17 protein-coding genes are annotated in these 18,270 nt (G+C 49.7%); 16 read left to right on the top strand and 1 reads right to left on the bottom strand.

What is annotated here, in order from left to right:
- The first annotated feature begins 61 nt into the window (after nucleotides 1-61).
- The gene (locus CWI83_RS02630) at nucleotides 62-2,545 is read left to right on the top strand and encodes a S9 family peptidase (protein WP_126825314.1); all 2,484 of its coding nucleotides are present in this window, start codon (nucleotides 62-64) and stop codon (nucleotides 2,543-2,545) included.
- Between the two features lie 65 nt (nucleotides 2,546-2,610).
- Here CWI83_RS02630 and rne read toward each other — a convergent pair whose 3' ends face one another.
- Nucleotides 2,611-5,445, bottom strand: a complete 2,835-nt coding sequence (rne, locus tag CWI83_RS02625) for a ribonuclease E (protein WP_126825311.1) — start codon at nucleotides 5,443-5,445, stop codon at nucleotides 2,611-2,613.
- Nucleotides 5,446-5,996: 551 nt separating this feature from the next.
- Between rne and CWI83_RS02620 the strand changes: the two genes are divergently transcribed.
- From CWI83_RS02620 to CWI83_RS02550, 15 genes are all read left to right on the top strand, one after another.
- Nucleotides 5,997-7,763: a hypothetical protein gene (locus CWI83_RS02620; RefSeq protein WP_126825308.1), complete on the top strand. Its 1,767-nt coding sequence runs from the start codon at nucleotides 5,997-5,999 to the stop codon at nucleotides 7,761-7,763.
- A gap of 44 nt (nucleotides 7,764-7,807) precedes the next feature.
- Nucleotides 7,808-8,770, top strand: a complete 963-nt coding sequence (gene rluC, locus CWI83_RS02615) for a 23S rRNA pseudouridine(955/2504/2580) synthase RluC (protein WP_126825305.1) — start codon at nucleotides 7,808-7,810, stop codon at nucleotides 8,768-8,770.
- 1 nt (nucleotide 8,771) lies between these two features.
- The gene (locus tag CWI83_RS02610) at nucleotides 8,772-9,434 is read left to right on the top strand and encodes an HAD-IA family hydrolase (protein ID WP_126825302.1); all 663 of its coding nucleotides are present in this window, start codon (nucleotides 8,772-8,774) and stop codon (nucleotides 9,432-9,434) included.
- Complete coding sequence (locus tag CWI83_RS02605) at nucleotides 9,431-10,021, top strand: Maf family protein (protein WP_126825299.1); 591 nt, start codon at nucleotides 9,431-9,433, stop codon at nucleotides 10,019-10,021. The genes CWI83_RS02610 and CWI83_RS02605 overlap by 4 nt, the downstream gene beginning before the upstream one ends.
- Before the next feature lie 53 nt (nucleotides 10,022-10,074).
- Nucleotides 10,075-10,599: a 23S rRNA accumulation protein YceD gene (gene yceD / locus CWI83_RS02600; protein WP_126825296.1), complete on the top strand. Its 525-nt coding sequence runs from the start codon at nucleotides 10,075-10,077 to the stop codon at nucleotides 10,597-10,599.
- Between the two features lie 16 nt (nucleotides 10,600-10,615).
- Complete coding sequence (gene rpmF, locus CWI83_RS02595; protein WP_126825293.1) at nucleotides 10,616-10,786, top strand: 50S ribosomal protein L32; 171 nt, start codon at nucleotides 10,616-10,618, stop codon at nucleotides 10,784-10,786.
- 23 nt (nucleotides 10,787-10,809) lie between these two features.
- Entirely contained in the window at nucleotides 10,810-11,835 is a 1,026-nt protein-coding gene (plsX, locus tag CWI83_RS02590; protein ID WP_126825290.1) for a phosphate acyltransferase PlsX, read from the top strand.
- Nucleotides 11,836-11,844: 9 nt separating this feature from the next.
- Nucleotides 11,845-12,810 carry a beta-ketoacyl-ACP synthase III gene (locus CWI83_RS02585; RefSeq protein WP_126825287.1) on the top strand — a complete coding sequence of 322 codons (966 nt, stop codon included), beginning with the start codon at nucleotides 11,845-11,847 and terminating at the stop codon, nucleotides 12,808-12,810.
- A gap of 14 nt (nucleotides 12,811-12,824) precedes the next feature.
- On the top strand, nucleotides 12,825-13,745 hold the full coding sequence (fabD, locus tag CWI83_RS02580) for an ACP S-malonyltransferase (RefSeq protein WP_126825284.1): 921 nt from the start codon (nucleotides 12,825-12,827) through the stop codon (nucleotides 13,743-13,745).
- Between the two features lie 13 nt (nucleotides 13,746-13,758).
- On the top strand, nucleotides 13,759-14,493 hold the full coding sequence (gene fabG / locus CWI83_RS02575) for a 3-oxoacyl-ACP reductase FabG (protein WP_198677228.1): 735 nt from the start codon (nucleotides 13,759-13,761) through the stop codon (nucleotides 14,491-14,493).
- A 107-nt stretch (nucleotides 14,494-14,600) separates the two neighbouring features.
- Entirely contained in the window at nucleotides 14,601-14,840 is a 240-nt protein-coding gene (gene acpP / locus CWI83_RS02570; protein WP_126825277.1) for an acyl carrier protein, read from the top strand.
- A 56-nt stretch (nucleotides 14,841-14,896) separates the two neighbouring features.
- Nucleotides 14,897-15,697 (top strand): aminodeoxychorismate lyase, encoded by an 801-nt coding sequence (gene pabC, locus CWI83_RS02565; RefSeq protein ID WP_126825274.1) that lies wholly within the window; start codon nucleotides 14,897-14,899, stop codon nucleotides 15,695-15,697.
- Entirely contained in the window at nucleotides 15,670-16,677 is a 1,008-nt protein-coding gene (gene mltG, locus CWI83_RS02560) for an endolytic transglycosylase MltG (protein WP_126826039.1), read from the top strand. The genes pabC and mltG overlap by 28 nt, the downstream gene beginning before the upstream one ends.
- Nucleotides 16,677-17,297 carry a dTMP kinase gene (gene tmk / locus CWI83_RS02555; RefSeq protein WP_126825271.1) on the top strand — a complete coding sequence of 207 codons (621 nt, stop codon included), beginning with the start codon at nucleotides 16,677-16,679 and terminating at the stop codon, nucleotides 17,295-17,297. The genes mltG and tmk overlap by 1 nt, the downstream gene beginning before the upstream one ends.
- Nucleotides 17,290-18,270 carry a DNA polymerase III subunit delta' C-terminal domain-containing protein gene (locus tag CWI83_RS02550; RefSeq protein WP_126825268.1) on the top strand — a complete coding sequence of 327 codons (981 nt, stop codon included), beginning with the start codon at nucleotides 17,290-17,292 and terminating at the stop codon, nucleotides 18,268-18,270. Before tmk ends, CWI83_RS02550 begins: the two co-directional genes overlap by 8 nt.

Genomic DNA, 18,270 nt, shown 5'->3' with positions numbered 1-18,270 from the left:
TTTTGTTTTAATGCTTGCGAAAGGAACATCACAATAACTTCAAAATGAGGATATCCAGCGCATGAAAACACGTTTAGCGCTTACCTTTGCTGCGGCTCTAGTGGCAAGTGCTTGTAGCACAACCACAACGCAAGTCACAGCTGTTGATACGACTGTTGTTGAAACCGTGCAAGTAGCTAGCAACCCGAGCGCCACTCAGCGCGGTGAATTGACTCTTGAACAGATTATGGCGGACCAAGATTGGGTCGCCCGCTCACCTGAATCAGCCTACTGGTTGGCCGATGGTAGCGGTGTGATTTATGCCCAGAAACGCGAGGGCAGTAACCTCCGTGATTGGTATCATCTGCCATTTGAAGGCGGCAAACTGCACCAGATCCCGCTTGAGCGAATGCATGCTTACGCCTACCAAGATGCTGTCTACAATGCTGATCGAAGTATGATGGCGTATCTATTTGAAGGCGATATTTTTATCAAAGATATGAGCTCTGGTGAGTTACGCCAACTCACTCGCGATAGCGCGCGCCAGGCACAGTTGCAGTTTTTAACAAATGGTCAGTTGGCTTTTGCCGAGGGCAATACTTTTTTTACCCTGGATCCGCGCACAGGGCTTATTTCTCAGTTAGCTGAGTTACGCCTTAGCCAAGCACCTGAAGCGAATCAAGCGCCGAAAGATTTTATTGCGCGCGAACAACTCGATTTAATCGAGTTTGTGCAGACTGAGCGTCGTGATCGAGAAGAGCGTTTTGAAGCGCGCCAAGCATTGCAACAAGCCAATGCAAGTTTAGCGCCTGAACCATTCTATTTAGGCGGCAATAAGCAAATCGTTGCGACCAGCTTATCACCGGCAGGCGATAAACTCATTGTGGTCACTTCAGCGCCTACAAGCTGGCGTGATGATGGCGATATCATGCCGAACTATATTGGTGAAGACGGCCGGGTGAAAGCTGAGAATGTGCGCCGTCGGGTGGCAGACGCTGAACCGGTTGAGCATCAAGTTCATGTACTCGATCTGACTGAGCAGTCGGTGAGTACTTTGACCTACAACACTTTACCAGGTTGGGATGAAGATGTGTTGGCAGAGGTTAAAGCTGAAAACTATGCGGCTCAGGGTAAAACTTATGAATCGGCAAAAGCACCACGTCCGATCACTTTGATGAACGATTGGGGCTGGCGCAACGGTGCGATTCGTTGGAATGACCAGGGCTCTGAGGTTGCTTTGATGCTTGAGGCTTGGGATAACAAAGATCGCTGGATCGCAACCGTTGATTTCGCCGGGCAACAATTGGTATCACAACATCGCCTTCACGATGAAGCCTGGATCAACTATACCCACAATGAGTTTGGTTTCGTGCCGGGTAGTGATGATGTTTTGTGGTTCCAGTCTGAACAAGACGGTTATGCGCATCTTTATAAACATCAGTTGAACGGTAACACAACGCAACTGACTCAAGGTAAATATGTCACCGAAGGGCCGCAAGTGAGCCATGACGGCCGGCATATCTATTTTAGCGCCAATAAACCGCACCCAGGCCAGTATGAAATCTATCGCGTCGAGTTAGCTAGCGCCAACATGGAGCAACTAACCGATTTAGGCGGTATCAATAATTTCCGTTTAAGTCCTGCCGAAGATGCGTTGTTGGTGACCAACTCACAGGCGTTGCGTCCACCTGAGTTATTTGTGCAAAAGCTCGATGCAACTGAGTCAGCGCAACAATTAACCGATACTGCGACCGAAACATTCACAAGTTTCGATTGGGTTGCACCAGAAATTGTGCCGATTGCGTCGAGCCATGTAGAGGATCCAATCTATACGCGGGTTTATTATCCTCATGATTATGATCCCAATCGGGCTGAGAAATATCCTGCAGTGGTATTTATCCACGGCGCCGGATATTTGCAGAATGCGCACAGTGGATGGTCAAACTATCAACGCGAATTCATGTTCCATAGCTTCTTAACCGAACAAGGTTATGTCGTTTTGGATCTCGATTACCGCGGCTCTAAGGGCTACGGCCGCGATTGGCGTACTGCAATTTATCGCCAAATGGGTACTCCGGAAGTGGAAGATTTAGTCGATGTAGTCGCGTGGGCGGGTGCAAACGCCAATGTTGATACGGACCGCGTTGGAACTTACGGTGGCTCATACGGTGGCTTCTTAACCTTTATGGCCTTGTTCACCGAGCCCGGTCTATTCAAAGCCGGTGCTGCGCTGCGTCCAGTGACCGATTGGGCGCACTACAACACTGGGTATACATCGAATATATTGAATTTACCTGATGATGATCCGATCGCTTATCGTCGCAGCTCGCCGATTTACTTCACCGAGGGCTTAGAGGATGCACTTCTTATCAACGCACCTATGGTTGATGATAATGTCTTTTTCCAAGATACCGTGCGACTCGTTCAGCGTTTAATCGAACAGGAAAAAGAAGATTTTGAAACGGCAATTTATCCGGTCGAGCCGCATGGCTTCCGCCAGCCATCAAGTTGGCTTGATGAATATCGTCGAATCTTTAAATTGTTCGAAGAAAATCTTAAGCCATAATTACAGCGTAGTAGGCGAACAAAAAAGGCAGCCAAGTTGGCTGCCTTTTTATTTGGTGCACTCAGTCACGACTGTTGCCCATCGCATTTTGCCATTTCAGCAAAGACGATTGATTTCGCTTCGGTAAAGCTTGCCACACGAGCATCCTTACTGAACGGCAGGCGTTGGTCATCAGCCAGCACACCAAGAGCTGTGAAAGCATCGGTGCGTGGCACAGCTGTAGCTTTAGCCATTGCCGCTGACACGACTTTACCGCGGACTGGTTCGGGTTTGGCAGCGACTGGAGCTGGCTCAGCTACCGCAGTTTGCGACGCGGCAGCGGCTGGCGCAACCTCGGCCTCAACAGTAGCTTGGTCGTCAGAGGACCCCTCAGGCGCAGCGGCTACTTCAGCTTTTGTTTCTTCAGGTTCAGCTTCTACTTCTACCTCTACCTCTGGCTTAGCTTCTGGCTCAGCTTTTGGTTCTGCTTTTGCCTTACTCGCGCTTTTCGCTTTCGCTTTCGGTTTCGTCTCAACGGTAGTTGTGTCTTCAACAACAGGTGTGGTTTCAGCGCTGGCTGGCGCCTCTGTTACTGGCGTTTCTGTAGTTTCAACAGTGTCTACAGTTTCTGAAGCTTCTGCGGCGGCTTGCTCTTGTGCTTTACGGCGTTGGCCTGCAGCACGCTGATGTCGTGGTGAACGACGATCGCGACTGCGCTCGCCAGCAGCCGTGTCAACCTTGGTCTCGGTGCTGGTTTCAGCTGTGGCTTCGACTTTCGCTTCGACTTTCGTTTCAGCTTCAACAGGCGCGGTAGCTTCAGTATTGAGTACTTCTTGTTCTACTGCGGCTTGGTTTTGTCCATTACGGACCGAACCTTTTAGCTCACGACGTTTACGACGTGTCTTAGGCACTTGCGTTTTGGGTTCTTGATTCGCATCAGTCGACTTTTGCTTTTGCTCAAGGTTGCTCTGCTCAGTTGCAGTCGTTTCATTACTGCGCTGGCGATTACGACCACCACGGCGGTTGTTACTGCGTTCCTTCCGTGTTTTCTGATCTTTGTCAGCGCTGCCGTTGCTGCGGTCGCTATCGCTCGCTTTGTCTCTTTGCGCTTGATTGCGTTGGCGCGGATTACGACGACGGTTATTGCGATTCGCTTGATTACGGCGATTATTGCTGCGTCCATTGCGCTGGTTTTGTTTCGATTTTTTGTTGTCATCTTCGCTTTCAGTGAAGAGTGAACCGAGCCATTTCACCAGGCGGGTGAGCAAACTTGGGCCGCTCGCTTGCTTCGCTGCTTGCGGAGCTGCACTTGGTGCAGGTGCGGCTGGCGCTTGCAGGCCTTTGAGTGCAGGCTCTTCGAAGCTTGCTTTTTCTTTATTGAGAACGATTTGAGCTGCGTTGGCATCTTCTGGTTTCTCGATTAGCGCGAAACTATTTGCCGATTCGACCTCATCTGCACGCAGTCTACGTACATCAAAATGCGGTGTTTCAAGATGCGGGTTTGGAATGACCAAAATGGATACTTTATGACGCTTCTCCATTTTAATCACAGCATTGCGCTTCTCATTCAGTAAGTAGGTAGCGACAGTTACAGGAACCTGCGCTTGTACCTGAATGGTATTATCTTTAAGTGCTTCTTCTTCAATCAGGCGTAGAATGGATAAGGCGAGCGACTCCGCTGAGCGAATCGTGCCATGCCCACTACAACGCGGACAAACGTGATTGGCCGATTCACCGAGTGACGGGCGTAAACGCTGGCGTGACATTTCAAGCAAGCCAAACCGTGAGATCCGAGTCACTTGCACGCGGGCGCGATCTTGCTTCAAGCTATCACGCAGACGATTTTCAACTTCGCGCTGATGGCGCGTTGGCGACATATCGATAAAATCGATGACCACTAGGCCACCGACATCGCGTAAACGCAATTGCCGCGCAATTTCTTCAGCGGCCTCGAGGTTCGTTTGCAAGGCGGTTTCTTCGATATCACCGCCTTTGGTTGCCCGCGCTGAGTTAATATCGATTGAAGTTAACGCCTCAGTTGGGTCAATTACGATCGAGCCACCTGATGGTAACCGCACTTCTCGTTGGAACGCCGATTCGATTTGGCTTTCAACTTGGTAGTGATTAAAGAGCGGGATATCACCTTCGTATAATTTAACCCGATTCACGAAATCAGGACGAATCAGAGTGACGTGCTCACGAACTTGGTCATAGACCGAACGTTTATCGATCAACACCTCACCGATGTCACGGCGTAAGTAGTCACGAATGGCTCGGAAAACGACATTGCTTTCTTGGTGAATAAGAAACGGAGCAGGGCGTTCAGCTGCTGCTTTTTCGATTGCAGCCCAATGGTGCTTGAGAACATTTAAATCCCACTCTAGCTCTTCGCGAGATTTACCGACCCCAGCAGTGCGCACGATTAACCCCATAGATTTAGGTAAATCGAGGCTATCAAGGGTTTCTTTCAATTCGGTTCTTTCGTCACCTTCGATGCGACGAGAGATGCCACCGGCGCGTGGATTATTCGGCATCAACACCAAATAACTCCCCGCGAGTGAAATAAAGGTGGTAAGGGCAGCGCCTTTTTGGCCACGTTCTTCTTTATCGATTTGGACAATGACCTCTTGTCCCTCGCGGACGACTTCTTTGATGTTTGGCCGTCCAGAGAAACTGTAATCGTCTGGGAAATAGGTCTTGGCGATTTCTTTTAGCGGGAGGAAACCATGGCGTTCAGCACCATAGTCAACAAAAGCGGCCTCAAGGCTCGGCTCAACGCGGGTAATTTTACCTTTGTAGATGTTGGCCTTTTTTTGTTCGTGGCCTGGACTTTCGATGTCGAGGTCATATAGACGTTGACCATCGACCAGTGCAACCCGTAATTCTTCTTGCTGGGTTGCATTAATAAGCATTCTTTTCATATCTGTGACTCAATCTGCTAAGCCACAACATAGCACGAGAAGCAGTTACGCTATCGCGATTTCGTTTTCTAATTGTGGGGTGTCATGACGCTTCCGCAGCGAGTACTGACGCCTCCCGCTTCGTTAAGCGTGAGGTTTGCAATTGGTTACCAGCCGAAATGCGCTTGGTTCTTCCACGTGTGCCATGCTATGGCAACTTTGTTTTTCGCTCGAGTGACTGAACTGAAGGGGTAACTCACTTAGGCGTCGGAATAATCAGCTGGAACAATTGATGTCACAGCGATAACGTCGACTTACTGCCTCTTATAATGAGCAAATGACCCGGGTTAGAGTTCACTCAAGCGACCATAAAAATAGTGTTATCTTGCTACCGCTTAACTTCGGTCGGTGCGGAATTTTTCCGACAGGTTATTATGTCATGATTTCGTGACAGTTGGCAATAAAACATACATCTTTGAATAAAGGTTGCGGCTTAAGCGTGATAGCACTACAATTTTCTTACAACCACAACAATTACTACAAACACACTACAATCCAACAGGGGAAGCCTCGTGCGTAAAACTCTTATTGCCGCAGCGGTAATCGCCGCCGGTGCTTATGGTGCATACTACTACAGCCAGCAAACTCAATCAGATACTGCCGAGTTGTTAGCTCAAGTTCCAGCCGATACAGTCTTTTTTAGCGGGCAATTTAACCCGATCAATATGGTCGACTATTTTAAAGCGACGTCAATGATGACTGAAGCGCAACTCAAACAGGTTCGAGATGATCTGCAAAGCCAACTTGAAAATGAGTTTGATGTGAATGGCGAAGACAGTCCAGGCTTGCGGTTTGTGGTGCAATTGGTCGACGAATTTCTCGCCGCCATGCTTGAACAAGAACGTTTTAGCGAACTGACTGGACTCTCTGAAAACGCTCGTACGTTAATGTACCATGTCGGGGCAATGCCTGTGTTACGTTGGCAACTTGATGACGCAGCAGGCTTCGCGGCGATGCTTGACCGCGCGGAACAAAAGTCCGGCTACAGTCATACCATGCGAGATGTTGATGGTGTTGCTGTGCGTGCGTATCGGATTGGTGACAGCGAAGAATATGCAGAGGTTTTAGTCCGCGCCGAGCAGCAGTGGGCAACTATTGTGATCAATAGCCATATTGCTGATGCAACGCATCTGCCAGAAGCCTTGGCACTGGTTAAGCCAGCGTTATCTTTAGCCGACACAGGTTATGTTGAAGCGGTCAGCAAGCGTTATGACTTGCGCCCTGACGGGGTTGCATTTGTTGACTCAAAGCGTCTTGTTGAACTGTTCACTCAGCCGCAATCAAGTCGTCTCGGGCAAGCCATTCAGGCCCAGTTGGATGCTGAGGAATTGGCTGCGATGGCGACTTGGCAAACACCTGAATGCGCCGCCGATTTAGACCGTGTTGCCACCGCTTTCCCGGGACTGTACTCGGATATGGAATATCAACTTGATGGCACCGACAGCTTTGAATTGAGCACTCGCAGCGTAATTGCGATTGCTGATCCAAAGGCATTGGAACTGGCGACTGGGTTGCAAGGTTTCATTCCAGCCTTGGCGCGTGTTGGTGATGATGATCGAGTGATGATGAGTTTTGGCTTGGGGAGTGATATTGGTCGCTTGGGTGTCAGTGTGAGCAATATTTGGTCGAGCATTGCTAATGTCGATTTTAGTTGTGCTGATCTTCAACAACTGCAGGCCGAAATGAAAACCACCAACCCAGCCGCAATGCTTGGTGCGCTCGCTTTAGGCAATGGCGTGCAGGGGGCTGCTGTCGCGGTCAATGAGATTGACGCGGAACGTCTCAGTAAAGGTGATTTTAGTAATTTTGATGCCTTGATGAGTATCAGTAGTGACGATGTCGAAGCACTCTATAGTGTGTTACAAGCATCGTTCCCACCGCTTGCGAATCAACCATTACCAGCAGTCGGTGACGCTGTCTCGTTGCGTGATGTTGTAGCGGCTACCTTAGGCGAGCCGCTTGATCTGTTCTTACAACGCGGTGAGTCCACCTTGGCACTCTATTTTGGTGCGATTGCTGCAGAGCAAGCGAACCAAGTGGTTGCAGAGCCAATGGCAAATAATGGCTTGTTCGCAGTAAACGTGCATTACGCCAAACTCTTTGAGTTTATGCTGGCAGAGGCCATGCTCAGAGGAGAGCCAATTGATCCAGCGATGGAAGGCTTCGCGGAGATGAATATGCGGGCTCGTATTGGTATGGCATTTTCACAATATGGTATGGAAATTGATTATACCATCGAGAGTGCAGCACCCGTTGCCCAAAGTACTGCTTCTCAGTAATAACCACTAGCTGTAGCGCGCTAGTTTGAGTACACTAGCGCGCTATGACAAAACCCACTGCAAACGTTTCATCCCAGCAGGTACGCTGGCACACAGTCGAGGCTGATCATGTTGGACAGCGGCTCGACAATTTCCTATTGGCAGCTCTAAAAGGCGTGCCTAAGTCGTTAGTCTATCGAATTATCCGCAAGGGTGAGGTCCGAGTGAATAAAGGCCGAACCAAGCCAGATTACAAATTATGTCTCGCCGATGTTATCCGTATTCCACCCGTGCGAGTTGCCGCAGCGGCACCGCTCCCATCGGCAAAGCTGGATCGAATTCAAGCGCTACAAGATTATATTTTATATGAAGATGACGTCTTGATGGTGATGAATAAACCAGCAGGACTTGCCGTACATGGTGGTTCAGGTCTGCAATTTGGGCTCATCGAGGGACTTCGTGCCTTGCGCCCGCAAGCGAAACAACTCGAGTTAGTCCATCGTCTAGACCGCGAGACCAGCGGCTGTATTTTGATCTCAAAACGCCGTTCAGCGCTGCGCCATTTGCATGAACAACTTCGTAATAAAACCATGGACAAGCGTTATCTAGCCTTAGTGCGAGGGCAATGGCAGGCGCATGTGAAGGTGGTCAATGCGCCGCTGCAAAAAAATACCCTAAAGTCAGGTGAACGCGTGGTGCGGGTTGATGCAGAGGGTAAACCCTCTGAAACACGATTTCGGATTATTGAAAAGTTTGCCCAAGCGACTCTGGTTGAGGCTTCGCCGATCACCGGTCGCACCCACCAAATTCGCGTCCATGCTTTGCATGCGGGCCACCCGATCGCCGGTGATCCTAAGTATGGGGAACAAGGGTTTGATCAGAGTATGCGAGCGCTGGGTTTGAATCGTCTGTTTCTGCACGCCCGCGAGCTGTTCTTTAGTCATCCTAAGAGTGGAGAGCGGGTGCATTGCATCGCGCCACTCGATGAGGTGCTTGAACAGACGTTGCATAAGTTACGGAACGCCTAATATGAGATTGAAGTATGCGCTGGTCGTGTTTGACTGGGATGGCACCTTAATGGACTCAATCGGGCGGATTATCAGTTCAATGCAAGCCTGCGCCCGACAACTCAAGCTGCCAGTTCCGTCGGAGCAGGCAGTCAAAGATGTCATTGGCTTAAGCCTTGAGCCAGCCATAGCAGGGTTATTCGGACGCCTAACAGAACAGCAGCATGCAGCCTTTTTGCAAGCCTATAAACATGAATACGTGGTTGCCAACCAAACTCCGACACCGTTATTTAATGAAACCCTGCCACTTTTGCATGAACTCAGACAAGCAGGGGCTACCTTAGCTGTCGCTACGGGCAAAGCGCGACCAGGATTAGATCGGGTCTTAACAGAGCATTGTCTAGAGGATTATTTTGCAGTGACGCGCTGTGCCGGGGAAACGCGTTCTAAGCCCGATCCACAAATGTTGCAGGAAATTATGGCGCATAGCGGTATGACCAGTGCACAGACTGTGCTGGTAGGTGACTCGGTGCACGATTTGGCGATGGCTGCAAATGCTGGTGTTGCCAGTATCGGCGTGACGCATGGGGTGCACGACCGCACCCGTCTAGCGCGGCATAACCCGATCGCGATAGTTGATCAACTCAGTGAATTGAAATCACATATTTTTGCGGGGGAATCATGAGACGACCTATTGTTTTGGCGTCTACGTCGCCGTATCGACGTGAATTGCTAGAAAAGCTCGGTTTACCTTTCAGCACGGCAGCGCCTGATTGCGACGAAACCCCTTTAGTCGGGGAGCAAGCAGCTGATTTGGTCCAGCGCTTGGCCTACCAAAAGGCTGCCTCGTTGCAAGCAGAGTATCCGCAGCATTTGATCATTGGGAGCGACCAGGTCGCTTATTGTAATGGCCAGATCATGGGCAAACCGCACACGATTGAACGAGCGCAACAGCAATTGCGTGAACTCAGTGGACAAACGGTGACGTTTTTAACTGGGTTAGCGGTCGTTGATTCGAGTCAGTCACAACACAAAGTATGTGTGGATCGGTTTGAGGTGAAATTTAGGTCATTAACTGAGGCTGAAATCGTTCGCTATATTGAATTAGAGCAACCGCTCAATTGCGCCGGAAGTTTTAAGAGTGAAGGACTCGGAATTTGCTTATTCGAGGCATTACACGGTGACGATCCGAATAGTTTAATCGGACTGCCTTTAATCCGCTTATTAGAAATGTTGAGAGGGTTTGGAGTAAACCCGCTGGAAAGCGCTTAAAAATCGCTAAAACGCTTGTTTTCAGGTGCTGAATCCTTTAACATTCGCGCCCTATGCAAAAGGTTCGTATCCCGATTATGGTCGACCCGGTCAAAGCGGCGGGGAAGCAACTCAGTTACGATGGGCTAGTGCCCAGTGCGGCACTTGAGCGTTTCCGTGATCTTTTGCTCGAATCATGCAATGACGTTGAGGTTACTCTGAATTTTGCGGTCGATGCGCAAGGGGTAAAATACTTCAATGGGGTTGCAGCGGTTGCGGTAACGGTCGCTTGTGAACGTTGTCAACAACCGATGGACCTAGCGGTTCATGCGGAATTTGCTTATGCGCCGATCACCAAACGGCAACAAGCAGATGATATTCCAGCTCAGTATGAGCCTATTGAGCTGAACGAACTAGGTGAGGTAAACTTACACCAAGTCGTTGAAGATGAACTTATTTTGGCAATGCCAGTGGTGGTGAAACACGCTCCTGAAGATTGCCAGATTAAAGCAGATGATATGCAATGGGGCGAAATTGATGAAACAGCTGAAGCTGAGTCCAATCCTTTCGCGGTCTTGCAAGAATTAAAGAAAAAGTAACTTAGGAGATAGCGTAATGGCTGTACAACAAAATCGGAAAAGTCGTTCTAAGCGCGACATGCGTCGTTCACACGATGCACTCAGCGGCCCTACACTGTCGGTTGATTCTACCTCTGGTGAAACGCACCGTCGTCACCACGTAACAGCTGATGGTTATTACAAAGGCCGTAAGGTCATCAACAAGTAATCCAGCTTTTGCGGTGAGGCATTATGGCCACACTCACACTGGCACTTGATGCAATGGGGGGCGATCATGGCCCCTCTATTGTTATTGGCGCACTTAAACGTGCCCTTAAAACCTTTCCAGAAGTTCACTTTATCGTCGTTGGCGATCAAGCTGAGCTCAAACCACTATTAGCTCAAGCTAAGCTTACCGACCATCCGCAAGTCAGTCTGCAACACGCTAGCCAAGTTGTCACCATGACGGATAAACCGGGCTATTCGCTGCGCGCTAAACCTGATTCATCGATGCGTGTCGCGCTCGATTTGGTCGCCTCGGAGCAGGCTGCTGCGTGCGTGAGTGCAGGGAATACCGGCGCCCTCATGACCAAGGCTTACTTTACCTTGAAGACTCTACCTGGAGTTGCGCGACCGGCATTAATGTCATCTTTGCCGCAGCGTGATGGCGGAACGGCCTTTATTCTCGACCTGGGTGCGAACCCGGTATGCGATTCAGATAGTCTGTTCCAATTCGGGGTGATGGGCTCAGTTGCTGCGCAACAAGTGCTGGCTGTCGATAAGCCTCGCATAGCTTTGCTCAATATGGGCGAAGAAGATATTAAAGGAAATGACGTCGTCAAAGCTGCTGCGAATTTATTTCAGCAGGCAGCAGAGCTGAATTACATTGGTTTTATCGAAGGCAATGACATCTTCCTTAACAAAGCCGACGTGATTGTCTGCGATGGCTTTGTTGGTAATGTCGCGTTGAAAAGTTGCGAAGGCTTAGCTGAGCTGTTGGTCGGTAATATTAAAGCGAACATTGAACAGCATTGGCTGACGCGCTTTTTAGTGAAATTGTTTTATCGAAGATTGCAACGTTCTTGGGATTGGCTGAAGCCCGACCACTATAATGGAGCGAGTCTGATAGGATTGCGTGGTGTCGTGATTAAAAGCCATGGTAATGCAACAGAGCGCGGATTTTTTAGCGCCATCGAGCAAGCCGTAGCGGAGACACAGCAGGATCTGCCAGCGCAAGTGCGCGAGCAGATTGAACAAATCCTACTGGCCCAGGAATAACCATTTACAATGCCTTCATACATTGCCGGAACGGGACATTATCTGCCTGAGCAGATTTTGACGAATGCGGATCTTGAACAACGTGTCGAAACCAGCCATGAATGGATCGTTGAACGGACTGGGATCCATGCGCGCCATATTGCCGGTGCGGGTGAAACTGTGGCGAGTATGGCAACAGTCGCGGCACGACGAGCACTTCATGCTGCACATCTTGACGCCGATCAACTAGACCTGATTATTGTCGCCACAACCTCAGGCGAAAAAGCCTTTCCAAGTGTTGCTTGTGAAGTGCAGGCTGCGCTAACAGAACGCGATATTCCTGCGTTTGACGTGGCTGCCGCCTGTTCTGGATTCGTTTTTGCATTGAGTGTCGCGGATCAATATATCCGCGCCAACACCTATAAAAATGTCTTGGTGATTGGCAGTGATACCTTATCCCGCTTGTGTCATCCTGATGATCGCAACACAGTGATTTTATTTGGTGATGGGGCGGGTGCCGCAGTGCTGCGTAAAAGCGATAACCCGGGTATTATTTCAACGCACTTATACAGCGCGGGTGAATTTGCTGACTTGCTTGGTGTTAATCACGCACCACGACAGCAGACGATTGAAGCTTCGCTCGGTGAAGCTTGGATGTATATGCGCGGTAATGAAGTGTTCAAAGTGGCAGTGAGTAAACTCAGTGAGCTGGTCATCGAGACACTGGCAAAGAATAACTTGGAACCGACTGATCTTGATTGGTTGGTACCGCATCAGGCGAATATGAGAATTATTCGTGCGACCGCAAAAAAACTTAATTTAGCGATGGCGCAGGTTGTTACCACTTTGGCCGAGACCGGTAATACCTCGGCTGCGTCGGTGCCGATTGCATTGGATGTCGCAATCCGTGATGGACGAATCAAACGTGGACAAAAGATTCTACTTGAAGCGTTTGGAGGCGGTTTTGCGTGGGGTTCTGCCCTAATCGAATACTAACAGAAAGGTTAATTATGCGAGCTTATATATTTCCAGGACAAGGTTCACAAACCGTCGGTATGCTAGCTGACGTTGCTTCTCAGTATCCACAAATCGAAGCAACTTTTGCTGAGGCCAGCACGGTACTTGGTTACGACCTTTGGCAATTAGTACAAGCTGGACCTGTCGAGCAATTAAATGAAACTCAGCGGACGCAGCCGGCACTGCTGACTGCAAGTGTTGCTTTGTACCGTGTTCTTGCTGAACATCAAGTGCATGCGCCAGCTTTTATGGCAGGGCATAGCCTCGGTGAGTACTCAGCATTGGTGTGTGCCGGGGTATTAGATTTTGCAGATGCGGTCCGACTCGTGGCCTTGCGTGGCGAATTAATGCAAGCTGCGGTACCCGCAGGGACTGGCGCCATGGCCGCTATTATTGGTTTAGATGATGAAGCCGTGCGCGCAGCCTGTGCGCAAGCTGCGGATACCGAGGTTGTCAGTGCGGTCAATTTTAATTCGCCGGGCCAGGTTGTGATTGCTGGGCACGCAGCAGCAGTTGAACGCGCGATTGCCTTGTGTAAAGAAGCCGGTGCAAAGCGTGCACTACCGCTTCCGGTCAGTGTGCCATCGCATTGTGCCTTGATGCGTCCAGCTGCGGAGCAACTTGCCGAGGCGCTACAGCAGGTCCAGTTTAATGAGCCAAGTATCCCAGTTGTGAATAATGTCGATGTGGTCGTTAACCATCAAGCTGACGCCATTAAAGATGCGTTAGTTCGCCAACTTTATTCACCCGTGCGTTGGACTGAGACGATGGCATTTCTGGCCCAGCAAGGGGTGACTGAATTTTATGAAGTAGGCCCAGGCAAAGTGCTGACAGGGTTAGTGAAACGAATCGACAAATCACTCGTAGGGCAAGCTTTGAATAGCGTCGAAAGCCTTTCTGAGTTTGCTGGATAACGGAGGAATGAGGATGTCTATGAAAGGGCAAGTTGCGCTGGTAACCGGCGCTAGTCGTGGCATTGGTAAAGCAATTGCACAAGCTTTGGTCGCAGAGGGTGCGACCGTTATCGGAACCGCAACGACAGCCAATGGCGCTGAGGCGATCAGCACCTATCTTGCTGAAAATGGCAAAGGTATGGTTTTGAACGTCGCTGAGAGCGAGAGCATCAATAGTGTGATCGAAGCGATTACTGCAGAGTATGGACAACTCGATATTCTGGTAAATAACGCCGGAATTACCCGCGATAACTTACTGATGCGGATGAAAGAAGATGAGTGGGATGATGTGTTAAACACTAATCTGAAGTCTGTTTTTCGACTCTCAAAAGCGGTGATGCGCGGGATGATGAAACGTCGCAATGGTCGCATTATCAATATTTCCTCTGTGGTTGGGACGACCGGGAACCCTGGGCAAGCGAACTATTGCGCTGCAAAAGCCGGTTTGGTGGGTTTTACCAAATCGCTGGCGAAAGAAATTGCTGCACGCGGAATCACGGTGAACTGTGTGGCTCCGGGCTTTATTGATACGGATATGACGCAAAGTTTAACGGAAGAGCAGAAACAGGCTATCTTTACCAATATCCCAGCTGCGCGCTTGGGACAACCGGAAGAGATTGCCGCAGCAGTGGTGTTTCTTGCCTCTGCTGGTGCCGCGTATATTACCGGCGAAACAATCCATGTAAATGGTGGAATGGCTATGGTTTAGTGGCGTGCTAACAGGTAGTACCATTTTTTGCTTTATTATTGGTGCTGCTTTCACTACACTAAGCCGAAGTTTGAGATCGTGACCTAAAGTTAAGGGAACTTAATACAATGAGTACTATTGAAGAACGCGTTAAAAAAATCATCGTTGAGCAACTTGGTGTTAAAGAAGAAGAAGTTAAACCTGAAGCTTCTTTTGAAAACGACCTAGGTGCTGACTCGCTTGACACTGTTGAGCTTGTTATGGCGTTAGAAGAAGAGTTTGAAACTGAGATTCCAGACGAAGAAGCGGAAAAAATCAAAACAGTTCAAGCTGCGATCGATTACGTAACGAATCACGCTGACGACTAATTCAGAGTGATGACGGATCGGAGGCGGAATGGTGCAAATCATTCCGCCTTTTTTCTATGTGGATGAACGGCGAAAAGCAACCTCAAAGTGAATTAGACCGTGGCCTACAATTTGGTGACGGGCACTTTACTACGCTGCGGGTTGAACAGGGGCAGATGATTTGGTGGCCGAGCCATTGGCAGCGGCTACAAGAGGCGAGTGAACGCCTTGCTATCCCGCTACCTGCGCAAAATGAAATTCAAGCTTGTGTTAAGCGAGCGAGCGCCGGGCTCGGTAGTGCTGCAGTCAAAATTATCCTGACCCGTGGCGATTCTGCTCGAGGTTACGGTATCGGCGCCGGGCTGAGTTCGAATTTTTATATCACCGCAACTGAAATTACTCCGCGTCATCTCACTAAAACCGAACTCAAAGCTGATTTCGCGCAATTTAAACTAGCCCAACAGCCAGTTTTTGCCGGGCTCAAAACCCTTAATCGACTTGAACAAGTTTGGCTTAGTCGAGAGCGCGATATGCGTGGTCTTGATGAGCTTATTGCCTGCGACTCAGCAGGTCACGTGATTGCCGCAACAAGTAGTAATGTGTTGTATCGCAACAATGGCATTTGGTATACCCCGCAACTCGATAACTGTGGTATCTTTGGGGTGACTTTAAAGCAATTAATACAGCAGCAAGTGCTTGGTCCGGTTGAGTTTTGTGAAACGACGGTGGACGCGATACGAAGCGCGGACGCACTCGTTTTGAGCAACTGTATATTAGGACCACGGGTGGTCTCAGAGTTTGCTGGTAAATTGTTCGATAATGGGAAGCTAGAAAGGATACTGCAGCAGTGGTGGGATTCAGAACTTTCGCAAAATTAGCCCTGATCTTGCTCGTTGTTTTGGCAACGACCTTTGGTGTGGTGAGCTACCGTAGTTTGTATCTGCCACTTAATCCGGCCCAGCCCCTTGTGATTGAAGTTCCACCGGGACAAAGCGCCCGCCAAATCATCGCCCAAATCGCTCCCCAAGTAGACGGCTTCAATGCGGATATCCAATATTATTTAGCGCGCTTGCTCGGTTTTACTGATCAGCTCCAAGCGGGTGTTTATCGACTGAGTCCCGAGCAGTCGATGACTGATTTATGGCGGCAAATTGCAGCCGGTCAAAGCGAAAGCTTTCAAGTGACCTTAATTGAGGGGCAAACCTGGTTGCAATGGCAACAGGCTTTGCGCCAGGCACCCTACTTAGATGATAATGCATTAACGGAATTGAGTGCGGAACAATTGGCTGCACAAATTGGCGCGGCGGATTACCCAAGTATTGAGGGCGCGTTGTTGCCTGAGACCTACACCTACAAACCTTATACCAAGGTGACGGTTATTTTGCGTGAGGCGCATCAAGCATTGCGACAAACGCTTGAACAGGTGTGGCAAGAGCGCAGCGCAAATGTTCCGTATAGCGATCCTTATGAATTACTGATCCTTGCCTCAATCATCGAAAAAGAGACCGGCCAAGCTGGTGAGCGCGCTTTAGTGGCGTCCGTGTTTGTTAATCGCATCCATAGTGGGATGCGGTTACAATCTGATCCGACAACGATTTATGGCATCGAAGATTTTGACGGTAACCTGACTCGGCAACATTTGCGGACCTGGACACCTTACAATACCTATCGGATTGACCATTTACCCCCCACACCGATTGCCATGGTGAGCCGGGCCAGTTTGATTGCAGCGGCGAAGCCTGCGGTCAGTGATTTTTACTACTTTGTTGCGGATGGCCAGGGGGGGCATGTTTTTTCTCGTAATCTACGTGAACACAACCGAGCGGTCGATCGGTATCAACGTCAGCGGAGCAATTGATGCAGGGCAAGTTTATTGTTATTGAAGGTCTTGAAGGGGCAGGGAAAAGCTCTGCGATTGCAAGTATCCTGATGCACCTACGGGCCAAAGGGGTGAAAGTCACGACCGTTCGTGAACCCGGCGGTACCCCGTTAGCAGAGCAACTCAGAGCGCTGGTAAAACAAGATTGGCAAGAGCAGATTACCCCAGAAACTGAGCTGCTGCTTATGTATGCGAGTCGGGCGCAATTGGTTGCTAACGTGATTAAACCTGCGCTGGCAGCTGGAACTTGGGTTGTTGCCGATCGCCATGATTTGTCGAGTCGGGCCTATCAAGGCGGTGGGCGCCAACTAGGCGATGAAAAACTGACTCAGTTGCGGCAGTTAGTACTGGGTGATTTTCGTCCAGACTGTACCCTTATTTTAGACGTTGATCCTAAACTTGGTCTCGCCAGAGCTAGGGAACGCGGCGAGCTCGACCGGATTGAGCAAGAGCAAGAAGCATTTTTTGTGCGGACCCGAACGCGTTACCTCGAGATCGCTAAAGCGGAGCCTCATATTTATGTGGTTGATGCCAATCAACCAATGCAACAAGTGCATCATCAATTGATTCAAACTATTGAGGAGGCTTTGTTTGCCTAACCCGAAAATGCCTTGGCTGCGAGATAAATGGCGACAGTTGCAACGGGACTGGGAGCAACAGCGCTTTGCCCATGCCCATTGTTTTGTGCAACAGCCAGGGTTGGGTTCAGCTGTGTTGCTCGAACAATTGTGCCAACTGCTCCTTTGTTCAAACAGTCGGCAACGCGCCTGTGGCAGCTGTAAAAGCTGTTTATTATACAAAGCGGGCACCCATCCAGATTATCTGGTGATTCGCAGCGAGGATGGCAAGGCGATAGGGGTGGATAGTATTCGTCGACTGATAGTGGCACAGCAAACTAAAGCCCATCAGTCGGGGAGTAAAGTCGTGCGGGTTGAGGATGCTGACCGAATGACAACTGAAGCAGCCAATGCGCTGTTGAAGACACTTGAGGAACCGCAGCCTGATACCTATATATTGGTCGCTGCAGAGCGCCCCAGCTTGCTTTTACCAACCTTACTGAGCCGCTTACAACGACACCAATTAACTAGTTTAACTGAGGCGCAAATAGGGCAATGGCTGGAACAAGAGTTGGGTCGATCACTGAGCGCCGAGGAAGCTGCACAGATCAGTTTCTATCGTGACCAACCGCTCACTTTACTGAATCGAATCAACCAACCAGAGTCGAATTCAGCAGCGACTATACCGAGCCTTAGTGAGGCCACTGCAACACTTGCTGAAGCATGGCTCGGCCATGGTCCTTGGCCAAGCCCGAGTAAAACTGATGTGGAGCTGTGGCTGCAGGCCTCAGAGTACGTATTGATGGAGTTAATCCGCAGCACTCGAGGTGTGGCTGAGCCAACAACAGCAGTGGCGCAACTGCATGAGCAGCTTAAGCAGGCGAATTGGGATAGTGAAACACTGCAGCGGCAGCTGCAAGCATGTTATGCTTTACGGCGACAACTACTCGAACAGAGTGGTTTGAATCATAGCTTATTACTCGAGAATCTTTGGAGTGCTTGGCGCGCGAGGTAA

It is taken from the genome of Pseudidiomarina taiwanensis (assembly GCF_003987435.1).
In the GTDB taxonomy this organism is placed as follows: Bacteria; Pseudomonadota; Gammaproteobacteria; order Enterobacterales; family Alteromonadaceae; genus Pseudidiomarina; species Pseudidiomarina taiwanensis.
This window is presented reverse-complemented; position numbering and strand designations above follow the sequence as displayed.